Genomic DNA, 11,671 nt, shown 5'->3' on the forward strand with positions numbered 1-11,671 from the left:
CCGACGACTGACCGACTGCGCCGCCCGGCTGGCAGACCATGCCAGCGCAGCCACTGGTTGCCTATGCTCGATGGGTGGAGGACAACGATCAGGCCGTGCTGGCCGAGATGCTCCAGTCGGCCGAGGAGTCCGCTCCGGTCGAGGCGGTCCAGGCCGTCACCGGCACCATCGCCACCGCGTTGGGCGCGCTCGGCGTCTCACTGCTCATCGCCGACCTCAGCGGCCGGGCACTGGTCCGGCTGACCCACCAGTCGGCCATCGGCCGCCCCGGTCGTCGTCAGGGCGCGGAGACCGCCGAGGTCTTTCCCTTCGACGGCGGGCCGCACGAGCGCGCACTGCGCCAACAGACCACCCTGGTGCTCCCCGGTGACGGCCACTGGACGGTGCTCGCACCCGTCACCGAACGCGGTGAGGCCACCGGCCTGCTGGAGATCGACCTGCCCGACGAGCCGGACACCACCACTGTCGCGGAGATCGCCCGCACCGCGCACACGCTGGCGTTCGTGGTCATCGCCAACCGCCGGCACACCGACCTGTTCGAATGGGGGCAACGCAGCACCCCGTTCACGCTCTCCGCCGAGATCCAACGCCGCCTGCTGCCCGCCTCGTTCACCTGCGAAGCCGGCGCGTTCGCCCTCTCCGGCTGGCTGGAGCCCGCCGCGAGCGTCGGCGGGGACACCTTCGACTACAGCGTGGCCCGCGACACGCTGCACGTGAGCGTCACCGACGCGATGGGCCACGGCGTGGCCAGCGCGCTGACCGCCACCCTCGGGGTGGGCAGCCTGCGCAACACCCGCCGCCGCGGCGAGAGCCTGATCAGGCAGGCCGAGGAAGCCAACCGAGCCGTCGCCGAGCACGCCAACGTACGCGGCGCCTACGTGACCGCCGTGCTGGGCCGCGTCGACCTGGCCACCGGGCGGTGCGAGTTGCTCAACGCCGGGCACGTGCCGCCGATGCTGGTCCGGGACGGCCGGGCCGCACCACTGGACCTGCCCGCCAACTTCCCGCTGGGCATGTTTCCCGACGAGGGCTACCGCAGCGGGCAGGTGCCCCTGCTGCCCGGTGACCGGCTCGTCATCGTCACCGACGGGATGCGCGAACGCAACGCCGCCGACCTGGACCTGCCCGCCGCCCTGCTCCGCATCGCCCACCTGCATCCACGCGAGGCAGTCCGGGCGTTGTCCGACGCGGTGCTGGCAGCCGCCGGGCCGGTCCTGGCCGACGACGCCACCCTGCTCATCATCGACTGGTACGGCGGCCAGGAGCGACGGTCGAGCACGGCCGGCGCGGACACCGCCCGCGCCAGCCCCTTCCCATGACGAGAGTGGTCACGACACCCGGGACGCCTCCTCGGCGTCGTCCACCGTGTCGAAGACGTCGATGACCCGGTCCACCGATGTGATCGACAACACCGTACGCACCGGAGGGGCGACGCCGGCCAGGACGAGCGAGCCGCCCCGCTCCCGCAGATCCTTGTAGGCGACCACGAGGATGCCCAGGCCACTGGAGTCCATGAACCCGACGCCGCTGAGGTCGACCACCACCGACTGGGCGCCGCTCTGCACCACCTCGCGCAACCGGTCCCCTAGCTCCGGCGTGGTGCTCATGTCCAGGTCGCCGGCGACCTCGACCACGGTGCCGATCCGCCCCTGCCGCGTCGACAGCGTGAAGTCCACGTAACCCCCTCGATACGGCCGTCGCCGGCAACTCGGCGACACGTCGCGCCGTACTCACGGTGCCAGAAACTGGTCACGATCGCTCGTCGACGCATACCCGCGTCGGCGGGCGCCACGGACTTCGCACCACGACCGGCAGGCGGCCCCTTCGACCTCGACGCCGTCCAGCGGTCGCGTCGTGGTCATCCTCGATCCGCGGTGATCAGCGGTCGGGCCGCCCACTCGGCGGCCACCTTCTGCGGGTCACCGGTGCGGAACAGCGGCGGTTCGTGCAGCAGGAAGTCGCGGTGGCTGATGTTCCAGGCGTACGCGCCGGCCATGGCGAAGGCCAGCACGTCACCCACGCCGATCGGCCCGGCGGTGGTCGAGAAGGACAGCACGTCCTTCGGGGTGCAGAGTTGCCCGACCACGGTGACCGGCCCACCGTCGGTGCGTACCGCGTCGAGCCCGCGCCGCCGGTGCACGGTGAACGGCTGCGGGTGCCCCTTCGCCGCAGGTGTGCGCAGGTGGTGGGTGCCGCCGGCCACCACCACGAACCACTCCCCGTAGGAGCGCTTCACGTCGATGACCTCGGTGAGGTACGCCCCGCAGTAGGCGGTGACCGACCGGCCCGGCTCGATGCGCAGCCGCACCGCCGGGTGCGCGTCGACGATGTCGGCCAGACCCCGGCCGTAGCCGGCCCAGTCGAACCGTGCCGTCGGGTCGGCGTAGTCGACGGCCATGCCCCCGCCGACGTCGACCTCGACCGCACCGACCTCGGCCACCGCCCAGCGGACCACGGCGGCGGCGACCGTGGTGGCGAGCGGGGCGTCCAGCCCGCTGGCCAGGTGGGCGTGGACTCCGCGGACGTCGATGCCGGCGGGCGGGCGGCGGGCACACTCGACGACGTCGGCCGGGTCCATGCCGAACGGGCTGGGCCCGCCACCCATGAGCAGGCTCGCACCGGGCGCGTCGACCGGCAGGTTGACCCGCAGCAGCACCGGGGCCGACCGGCCCGAGGCGACGGCCAGCGCGCCGAGTCGCCGCAGTTCGGCGGGCGATTCGACGTGGATGCGGTGCACCCCCGCGGCGAGGGCGGCGGCGAGGTCCGCGTCGGTCTTGCCCGGTCCGGCGTACGCGGCCGGGGCGCGCCCCGGCAACACCTCGGCCAGTCTGTGCAGCTCACCACGGCTCGCGGCCTCGAACCCGTCCACCACCGGGGCGAGGGTCCGCAGCACACCGGGATCCGGGTTGGCCTTGACCGCGTACAGCAGCTCGACCGGGCTGGGCAGCGCCGCCCGGACGGCGCTGACGTGCGCGGCCAGCGCGTCGAGGTCGTGGACGTAGACCGGTCGCGTCACCGTGGCCCGCCCATCGGGTTGGGCACCGGCACGAACGGCGCGGCCCGGTCCGCGTCCCGGTGCCACCGGACCAGGAGGTTCGCCTTGGCCACCAGCGGCTCGCCGTCGAGCAGCGCGCGCAGCTCGGGCGGATCGTCGAGGTCGGCGGCCACCGCCTCGATGACGGCCCGCAGCTCCTGCCACAGCCGCCGTTCGATCCCCGGGCGCGCGTCGGCGAGGGCCCCGCAGATGCCGCCGAGGTGATTGACGAACAGGCAGTAGACGATCCGCCGGCGGGCGTCCGACGGGCCGTAGCGGACCTGCGCCGGAACGCCGTCCGGCCAGGTGGCCCAGCGCTCGGTGTCGAGTTTCACCCCCTCCAGGTCGCGCAGCAGCATGCGGACCGGGCGGTGGTCGCCATCGAGCACGACGACCACGTTCTGCAGGTGTGCCTCGTGCACGACACCGTGGCGGAGCCAGCAGCGCAGCACCGCCGGCACCAGCAGCCCGACGTACGCCCGCCACCAGGCCACCGGTTCCGGTGTCACGAGCGGCGTGGCGGCCAGCGCCGCGGCGAGCACCGGAGTGTCACCGGGACGCAGGTGCGGGCGCAGGCCCTCGCGCAGGATCGTGCCGTACGCCTCGTCCGGGCCGGCGACGTCGACAGTGCGGTAGGCGGGCTCGGCGAGCAGACCGACCCCGTCCGGCAGTGGCACCCGGGCCAGCAGGTCGGTCAGGGCCACCGCGCCGGTGAGTTCGTACCTGGCGTTCTTGCGCAGGCAGTTGGTGATCCGGACGTGCAGGCTGGTCTTGACGAACAGGTCGGCCGCCGGGGCGTAGAGGGTGCGGACGCTCGCCGTCGGCCGCACCGGCACGCCGCCCTCCCCCAGGTCACGCAGCCGTGGGTGGGTCGGCGGGAGCAGCGACAGTTGCCAGGGGTGCACCGGCAGGACCCGGTGCCCGCGGGGAGGCCGCGGCGGGTCGAGGGCCGCCACGAGCGGATCGAACGGCCCGGCGCCGGCAACCAGCTCATCTGGTACGGCAAGCCAGTGCAGCCGGAACGAGGTGCGCAGTTCCGGTGCGTACGCCCGCCACCGGTCCGGATCACCACTGCGCCACTTCGGGGTCGGGTGGTGCGGGTGGCCGAAGACGAGCGACTGCTCGGAGTCGACGTACGCGTCGATGGCCGGCTCACCGGTGGGGGTGGGATCCTCGGCCGGTCGCTCGGCCAACAACCGGGCCACGGTGTCCCGGCTGGCCCGGACCTGCTCGGCGAACTCGTCGTTGGCCAGGTCGGTACGACCCGTGAGCTCCGCCGCGACCAGACCGGCAAGCCCGTCGGCGTCCAGGTCTACCCAGTGACCGGTGTCGGTCATCCGCTGCACCGGGCCGCTGTAGCGGTGCGCGCCGAGCGGTGAGATCCGCGCGACGGCGCAGCGCAACGCGATGCGCTGGTGCCGCAGCAGCACCCGGGCGGCACCGTCGAGCACTGTCGGCGCGGCGTCGGGCGGGGCGAGTTCGCGGAGGACGCAGCCGAAGACGGCGTGGGCGGCAGCCAGGTCGGCGAGCTGGCCGGTGGCGGTGACCGGCCGGGAGCGCAACCGCACGCTCGTCATCGTGTCTCCCGGAGGTAGTTCGGGCCGGTACGCAGGTAGTACTTGTTGATGTCGGCGCAGCCCAGCCGCTGCTTGGGCAGCAGGGTGCCGGCGGTGATCATCGCCTTGACCGGCAACTGGGCGGCGTGCAGGACCCGTTCGGTGAGGGTCCGTGCCGCCGGCCCGTCGCCCCACCGGTCGCGGGCGGCGGCGAGCCGGGGCGCCAGCGCCTCGGCGGGCGACGGCACGGGCAGCCCTCGGGCGGCCAGGGCGACAAGCGGGGCGGCGGCGGCCAGGTGCAGGGTGATGGTGGTGAACACGTCGGCCAGCTCCTGCGGGTCGCGTACCCACATCCGGTCGTCGTCCAGGGCGACCCCGCGCGGGCCGCCGTGCCGCGCGTCGAGTCGCGCGCCGTCGTTGTCCTTGTAGAGCAGGCCGACCGTGCCGTCCGGGTGGACCAGCAGGTGGATGTTCTGCGGGTGCGCCTCCAGGGCGATGCCGTGGCGGAGCCACAGGAAGACGTGCCAGTCGAGCAGCAGGTCCAGGTAGGACTCCAGCAGTGCCACGGGCCGCTCCGGGCTGATCCGTTCCAGGACGGTGCCCGCGACCGGGTCGGCCGCGGCGAGGGCCGCGACCGGCACCACGTGGACCCCGGCCAGGTCGCGGGGGAACCGGCGCAGCAGGAAGCTGCGCCGCTCGTCGCCGTCGACGTGCGCCCAGGTGCTCTCGTCGGCGTGCCGGATCCGGCCGGTGAAGGCGGGTTCGGTGCCGGCGATCCGGTCGAGCAGCTCGGCCACGGCGGCACCGTCGGCGAGCGACCCCGGGCGCAGGGTGCGTCGGTTGCGGGCGCCGAGGCTCGCGGTCGGTAGCGGCAACTTGAGGTGCAGGTACGGGTCGTGGTCGAGCGCCACCGTCCGCATGGAGAGGGTGGGCCGCACGGAGGTCACCGGCCGGTCCGTCACCGGTAGTGCGGTGCGGGCGGCGGTGATCGGGTGCACCGGCAGCAGCAGGTGGTCCGGTCGCGGCGCGCGCGGCCACCAGGACGGCAGCTCACCGCTGAGCCGGACGTCATGGGCGGGTGCGGCGTACCACCGCAGCGTGAGACGTGGGGCGTGCTCCGGGGCGTACCGGAGCAGGTCGTCGTCGGTGAGACCGTGCCGGCACCGGTCGGTGGGGTAGACCGGGTGGCCCTGGTGGGCGGCGAGCACGTCGTCCAGGAGCGCCGCCGGCAGACCGGTCGGGGTGCTCGCGCGTTCGGCGGCCACCTCGGCGAACACCCGTGGTCGGTGCCGGGCCGCGAGCCGCCGGGCCAGCAGGTCGGCGCGGCACTCGGCGTCGAAGTCCCGCCAGCCGGCCGCCGCCTCGGCATCGTCTCGTGGGGCGAGCAACGTCAACAGCCCGGCCAGGGTGTCCGTCCGGTGGGTGACGCCGTCGGCCAGCACCAGCACCGACGGCGCTGCGCTGCGCAGGGCCTGCTGGAAGCCGTCCACCCGCACCCGGATGCGCAGCAGGCCGGCGGGGTGCGGCACCTGCCACCAGTCCGGCCCGTCCGGGCGGCCGCTGCTGAGCAGCCCGAGGTGATTCTCGCGCAGCAGTGCGTCGAGAACCCGGGTGAACACCTCCCGCTCGCAGTCGTCGCTCACTCGACGATGGTCCACTTCAGGTCGTCGCGGAAGGCGGCCAACGACTGCCGGACGCTGTCCTGGTCCGGGCCGATCGCGTGCAGCACGGCGAGGTAGTCGCGGTTCGTGCCGGTGTGCTCGGCGAAGCGGCCCACCGCACGCAGCGGTCGGCAGCCCAGCCGGACCTCGCCGTCGACGGTGTCCAGTGGGCCCGGCGCGGCGGTGAGCCGGCCCGAGGTGTCCGCGCAGACGTACTCGACCTGGGCGTAGCCGTCGACGGAGGTGGGCAGGCCCAGGGCGGCCAGCGGCTCGCCGAGGTGCAGCCGGATGACGTGCTCGAACAACGGCACGCCGAGCAGCTCGGCGAGGATCAGGTCCATCCGGTCGCCGATGAGGCGGTAGTTCACCTCGATCAGCCGGACGCGGCCGTCGGAGACGACGTACTCGGTGTGGCAGGCACCGAAGCCGACCCCGAGGGCGTCGAGCCACGCGCGCAGCTCGGTGCTCGCCTTCTCCGCCGGGGGCGACCAGGCCAGGCTCTCCTCGGTGAAGGTCGGTGGCGGGCCGAGGCCGGTGCGCCACCCGCCGAGGGTGGCGAGCGTCGTGCCGTCGCCGAGCGTTTCGAAGGTCCGCAGCTCTCCGGCGAGGTATTCCTCCACCACCAGGGCGACGTCCGGCCGCCGGGCGCGGATCTCGGCCACCCGGGCGAGCAGTTCGGGCAGGTCGGCCACCAGGTACGCGTCCTCGCTGGCCACCCCCTCACGGGGCTTGACCACCGCCGGGAACATCCCGGCCGAAACCTCCGGCGTGGTGCCGGGGTCGACGGTGACGGTACGGACCAGATCCAGGCCGGCAGTCGCGATGGCCCGCCGGGCCGCGGCCTTGTCCTTGCAGAGACGCGCGGCGTCCGGGTCCTTGCCGGGCAGGCCGAGCTTTCGGGCGGCGATCGCGGTGGCCTCCTGGAGATGGTCGCTGTTGGACAGTAGCGCCACCGGCCGATTCGACGCCGTCGCCGCGACCACCGCGGCCGCGTCCCGGACCGCGCAGCGGGTCACCGGCACGTCCGCCGGCCATTCCGTGGGCCGGTCGGTCAGCACCGTGGCCGACAGCCCCAGCGACTCCGCCGCCGGAAGGAACCCTTCCAGGACGGCATCGGTGGGATTGAGCGCGGTCAGATAGATCCTCATACCGCCTCCGTCGACTGCCCGATGTCGCTATTAGGGTAGCCTACCCTTATTGGGCGTTCTCGATCAGCACCACAACTCGATCAACGCCCGCGACGAGGAGATGTCGGCCCGCAGGTCAGCTGCCCGCATCGGCCGGTCCGTCGGGCGGCATGCTCAGTTGACCGGCGCTGCCTCGGGCGCGCCGGGCCGACTGTCCAGGGTGTTCAGTTCGGTGGTGCGCGCCTGCTGGATCCGGCCGGCGAGCGCCTTCAGCTCCGGGCTCCCACCGGCGGCCTGCTCACCCCGGCACAGCACCACGGTCTGCGCGAGGTGCGCTCGGAGCAGAGCAGCCGCCCGGGTCGGCACCTCGGCGTCCGGCGCGCCGCGCACCTCGGCGAGACTGACGTCGGTGACCATGCCGGGCATCTGGTGCCCCTCGTGGATGTTCAGCTCCGGAACGTTGCCCGCAGCCAGCAGCCCACGCAGGTCCCGCAACTCCGCCTGATGAGCCTCCCGGACCTCGCTGAGAAGGGCACGCAGCGACGGGTCCACGTCTGCCGGCCGGGTGTCGAGGTGCTCGATCAACGCGAGCACACCCTCGTTCATCGGGATCAGCAGGTGGAGGAAGGCGTCATCGGTGCCGTTGAGCAGCACGGGCGCGGTCGTCACCGGAGCGGCCGACGGGACGGTGGGCGGCCGGTCGGGGCTGCTCCGACCCTGGGTGAGACCGACGGCCAGCGCCGTCGCGACCAGGGTCACGGCGACGCCGACGATCCGCCAGGCGTGGGCGGTGAACCCGTGGCGTTCGCCGCCGGTCTGCCGCTCGTCCATTCGTCCGCCCCCGCTCACCGGGCGGCTTGGAACGCGCGGCCGACGACTGTCGCCTCGGTGCCGTTGGTGAACAACCCGGAGCGGTCCTTGTCCGTCGCGGGCAGGCCGAACCAGGCGTACCGCTGGACGTAGGGCAGTCGACCGAGCATGGCGGTTGCCGCGGTGAGGAAGGCCGCCTGCTGCTCCTGGCTCGGGAACTGTTGACGGCCACCGTCGAAACGGATCAGTGCGAACTCGGTCAGCCAGATCGGTTTCCGGTAGCGCTGGTAGACAGCCTGCAGATACTGCCGGAGTTGGTCGACGGCGGTGGCGCTCGTGAAGTCGGCACCGAACCAGTGCAGGGTGACGAAGTCCACCCGGTGGCCGCGGGCCTGCGCGCCGGTCATGAACCGGTCCAGCCAACCCTGCGGATCCGGCGCACCCCAGGCGACCGCCGGGCTGCCCAGCCTGCTGCCCGTCGCCATCAGTCGCGGCCACAGGTCCAGCGCCTGCTCGACGCTCATGTCGGCCTGCTCGGGCAGGTCCGGTTCGTTGAAGGTGAGCAGATCCGGCCCCGCCGCCCTGGCTCGGGCCAACTCCGTGGCGGTGACGTTCTCGGCGCCGCGGATCATGGGCACGAACGTCACACCCCGCGGAGTGCTGATCCCCGGGTGCTGGGTGCCCCAGGTGTAGTACCAGCCGGCCTTCGAGTTCGCCAGCGCCTGACTGGCCCCTGCGAAGTCCCACACCCCGACGCCCTTGCGGGCGGAACTGACCGCCGGGGCGACCGGAGCCTTCGACGAGGGGCGTGCGCTCGGCGTCGGCGCACCGCTCGGCGAGGCGACGGCGGTGGGCCCCGCGGACGGCGGGGCAGCCCACGAGGGCGCCACCGGATCCTCCGGCTGGATCACCACCGCCAGGGTGATGGCGGCAACGGCCGCGGCCACACCGGCGGCGAGGGAGGGCAGCAGGCCACGTGGCCGGTGCACCGCGAGGTCGACGGCGCTCGGGCCGCCGCCCGCGTCGGTGGGCACACCGCCGGCCGGGGTCTGCCCGGCGGCGTGCCCGGCCGGCGTGCCCGCGGATTGGTACCCGACAGCCTCCGCGCCGACCGGAGACGCCGCCGCGCCCGGGAAGTGGGCGCTCAGACCCGCCGGCAACGGCAGCATCGGCAGTCCGGCGAGCAGCCGGTCGATCGGCAGGAGGGTGGAGCCCAGTCGTCCACAGAACGCGCAGTCCCGGACGTGTCGGGCCAGCCTCTTGCGCCACAGCGGGCGGGGAGTGCCGTCCCACCCGGCGGCCACGGCACGAAGATCCGGGCAACCGGGGCGGGCGCCCAGCGCGCGGACGACGCCGCGGGCGCTCTGGATCTGCTCCTTCATCCGGTGGATGCGCACCGCGACGTGCCCGGGAGACAGGCCGAGCGCGTCGGCGACCTCGTCCCGGGTGATCTCGCCGGTCTCCTCCAGCCACCACAGCGACAGCAACTCCTGGTCGTCCGGGTCGAGCCAGCGGGTCGCCTCGGCAACCTCGCGTCGCTGCCCCGTGAGGCCGAGCCGGAGAATGGTCATGCCGGCGAAGTCGGAGGCGGGGTCGGGCACGTTGTGGATCGCGTCGAGCCCGGCGTCGCGGTTGAGGGCGACGCGTCGGCGCTGTTCCCAGTCGCGCACCTGGCGGATGGTGATCGCCACCAGCCAGGACCGGTACGCTGCCGGATCGTTGAGCGCGGGCAGATGCCGGATCACCCGTATCAACGTCTCCTGGACGACGTCGTCGACGTCGGCGTGACCGCGCAGCGCACGCCCGACGATGTTGTAGACGAGCGGGAGCGAGGCCGCGGCGACGTCGTCGAGGGCGCGCCGGTCGCCCTGTCGGGCCGCGACGACCAACCCGACATCGGGCAGTGCTCGACCGGCTGACGACATGGGTCTCACTCCTCGTGTGCTGATCCGCGTGGTCCCGCCCGGTGTGCGCTGACCGCCCTCACGTTCGGAGACTGGCACCGGTGGGTGGGATTACCGAAATCTCGGCAACCGACGGGTCCGCCGCGACCGGGGGCGTCGGCGGCGCGTACGGGTGGACGACGGCGGGTATGGTGCGGGGTGTCGGTGTCGCCGGGTGTTCGCCCGTGCACGAGACACCCTGATCGGGCGCCCCTGTGCGCGCCACACCGCCCCGAGGTCGCACGGCCCCGGGGTCGCACGGCGCGAGTGCCGTGGCCCGGACACTCTCCTCCACCGAAGACAGGATCCTGCATGACATCGAACGACAACGCTCGACCTGCCCTGTTCCTCGCCACGTCGACGGCCGACGGATCCGACGGGTCGGTGACGACCTTCGACGGCAGCGAGGAGGCCATGCGCCGGCTGCGCCACCCGTTCGCGGTGCAGCCGGTCCCACAGAGCCCGGCCGCTGCCGACGACAGCAACCGGCGCGGCTGATCCGGCAAGGCTCCCGCCCACTCATACTTTTGGCTAGTAATTAATAAGCCTTTCGGGTAGGGTCCGGGTCATCAATTGAACGACATGACGCGGTGGCGAGGCCCGTGATCGTGGCCTTGCGACAGCGCACCTTCGCCCGTATGTGCGCTCCGGCGGCAGGCCGGTTCGGAGATCTTCCGGTCGATCCGATCGACGGGCAGGTTTGGGAAGGACCATCCCCATGGCCAGCATCGTCGGCACCGCCACCAGCACCCGCGTCGAGCAGCAGAGCAGCGACCAGAGCCCCGACGACCTCCTGGTCGCCCTGGCGGCGACCGACGCGAACGACCCACGCCGCCCAGCCCTGCGGGCCCGCGCCATCGAGGCGTGGCTGCCGCTCGCCCGGCACCTGGCCCGCCGCTACTCCGGACGTGGCGCACCCGACGAGGATCTGGCCCAGACCGCCTCGGTCGGGCTCATCAAGGCCGTGGACAACTTCGACCACGGCCGGGGCGTCGACTTCAGCGGGTACGCCATTCCCACGATCATCGGCGAGATCAAGCGATACTTCCGGGATCGCACCTGGGCGGTGCGCGTGCCCCGCCGCCTCCAGGAGCTGCGCCTGTCGATCAGCGCGGCGAACAGCGCGCTGACCCAGACCCTCGGTCGCTCGCCGACCGTGGCCGACATCGCGTCGTACCTCGACCTGTCCGAGGAGACCGTCCTGGAGGGGCTGGAGGGCGCCCGCGCCTACCGGGCCACGTCGCTGTCCCTCCCGACCGGGGCCGACGGCAGTCGGGAGCTCGGGGACACCCTCGGCGGCGACGACCACGAGTTCGACCTCGTCGAGATCCGCGTCGCCCTCGGCCCGGCCCTCGCCACGCTGCCGGAGCGTGAACGTCAGATCCTGACCCTGCGCTTCTACGGCAACCTGACCCAGGCCCAGATCGCCGACCGGGTCGGCGTCTCGCAGATGCACGTCTCCCGACTGATCACCCGGTCGTTGGCGACGCTGCGGCACCACCTCGCCGACCTCGACCACAGCGCGTTCTGAGGCTGGCAC

10 protein-coding genes are annotated in these 11,671 nt (G+C 73.2%); 3 read left to right on the forward strand and 7 right to left on the reverse strand.

Features of this window, described 5'->3' with window-relative positions; all coding sequences use genetic code 11:
- The first annotated feature begins 74 nt into the window (after window positions 1-74).
- Complete coding sequence (locus tag ACGFIW_RS08195) at window positions 75-1,319, forward strand: PP2C family protein-serine/threonine phosphatase (protein WP_393311918.1); 1,245 nt, start codon at window positions 75-77, stop codon at window positions 1,317-1,319.
- 9 nt (window positions 1,320-1,328) lie between these two features.
- On the opposite strand, the gene ACGFIW_RS08200 is transcribed toward ACGFIW_RS08195, so the two are convergent.
- From ACGFIW_RS08200 to ACGFIW_RS08230, 7 genes are all read right to left on the reverse strand, one after another.
- On the reverse strand, window positions 1,329-1,676 hold the full coding sequence (locus tag ACGFIW_RS08200; RefSeq protein WP_393311920.1) for an STAS domain-containing protein: 348 nt from the start codon (window positions 1,674-1,676) through the stop codon (window positions 1,329-1,331).
- A 182-nt stretch (window positions 1,677-1,858) separates the two neighbouring features.
- On the reverse strand, window positions 1,859-3,016 hold the full coding sequence (locus ACGFIW_RS08205; protein WP_393311922.1) for an alanine racemase: 1,158 nt from the start codon (window positions 3,014-3,016) through the stop codon (window positions 1,859-1,861).
- Window positions 3,013-4,611, reverse strand: coding sequence for an IucA/IucC family protein (locus tag ACGFIW_RS08210; RefSeq protein WP_393311924.1), 1,599 nt, complete (start codon window positions 4,609-4,611; stop codon window positions 3,013-3,015). Before ACGFIW_RS08210 ends, ACGFIW_RS08205 begins: the two co-directional genes overlap by 4 nt.
- The gene (locus ACGFIW_RS08215) at window positions 4,608-6,233 is read right to left on the reverse strand and encodes an IucA/IucC family protein (RefSeq protein WP_393311926.1); all 1,626 of its coding nucleotides are present in this window, start codon (window positions 6,231-6,233) and stop codon (window positions 4,608-4,610) included. The genes ACGFIW_RS08210 and ACGFIW_RS08215 overlap by 4 nt, the downstream gene beginning before the upstream one ends.
- A complete protein-coding gene (locus tag ACGFIW_RS08220) occupies window positions 6,230-7,399 on the reverse strand; it encodes an acetyl-CoA carboxylase biotin carboxylase subunit family protein (protein WP_393311928.1) in 1,170 nt (389 codons plus the stop codon). The genes ACGFIW_RS08215 and ACGFIW_RS08220 overlap by 4 nt, the downstream gene beginning before the upstream one ends.
- A gap of 153 nt (window positions 7,400-7,552) precedes the next feature.
- Entirely contained in the window at window positions 7,553-8,209 is a 657-nt protein-coding gene (locus ACGFIW_RS08225) for a DUF305 domain-containing protein (protein ID WP_393311930.1), read from the reverse strand.
- A 14-nt stretch (window positions 8,210-8,223) separates the two neighbouring features.
- Window positions 8,224-10,113 (reverse strand): sigma-70 family RNA polymerase sigma factor, encoded by a 1,890-nt coding sequence (locus ACGFIW_RS08230; protein WP_393311932.1) that lies wholly within the window; start codon window positions 10,111-10,113, stop codon window positions 8,224-8,226.
- Between the two features lie 330 nt (window positions 10,114-10,443).
- Here ACGFIW_RS08230 and ACGFIW_RS08235 point away from each other — a divergent pair, with 330 nt between their 5' ends.
- Together ACGFIW_RS08235 and ACGFIW_RS08240 are read left to right on the forward strand one after the other, a co-directional pair.
- Complete coding sequence (locus ACGFIW_RS08235; protein WP_393311934.1) at window positions 10,444-10,629, forward strand: hypothetical protein; 186 nt, start codon at window positions 10,444-10,446, stop codon at window positions 10,627-10,629.
- Window positions 10,630-10,849: 220 nt separating this feature from the next.
- Window positions 10,850-11,662: an RNA polymerase sigma factor SigF gene (locus tag ACGFIW_RS08240; protein ID WP_393311936.1), complete on the forward strand. Its 813-nt coding sequence runs from the start codon at window positions 10,850-10,852 to the stop codon at window positions 11,660-11,662.
- Window positions 11,663-11,671 lie beyond the last annotated feature (9 nt).

The sequence above is a fragment of the Micromonospora sp. NPDC048935 genome (genome assembly GCF_043197875.1).
Lineage (GTDB): Bacteria > Actinomycetota > Actinomycetes > Mycobacteriales > Micromonosporaceae > Micromonospora.

What these genes read in the sequence shown, in the direction of transcription:
- ACGFIW_RS08210 (WP_393311924.1), bottom strand. Translation starts at nt 4,611, where the DNA reads ATGACGAGCGTGCGGTTGCGCTCCCGGCCGGTCACCGCCACCGGCCAG.
- ACGFIW_RS08220 (WP_393311928.1), bottom strand. Translation starts at nt 7,399, where the DNA reads ATGAGGATCTATCTGACCGCGCTCAATCCCACCGATGCCGTCCTGGAA.
- ACGFIW_RS08225 (WP_393311930.1), bottom strand. Translation starts at nt 8,209, where the DNA reads ATGGACGAGCGGCAGACCGGCGGCGAACGCCACGGGTTCACCGCCCAC.
- ACGFIW_RS08230 (WP_393311932.1), bottom strand. Translation starts at nt 10,113, where the DNA reads ATGTCGTCAGCCGGTCGAGCACTGCCCGATGTCGGGTTGGTCGTCGCG.
- ACGFIW_RS08235 (WP_393311934.1), top strand. Translation starts at nt 10,444, where the DNA reads ATGACATCGAACGACAACGCTCGACCTGCCCTGTTCCTCGCCACGTCG.
- ACGFIW_RS08240 (WP_393311936.1), top strand. Translation starts at nt 10,850, where the DNA reads ATGGCCAGCATCGTCGGCACCGCCACCAGCACCCGCGTCGAGCAGCAG.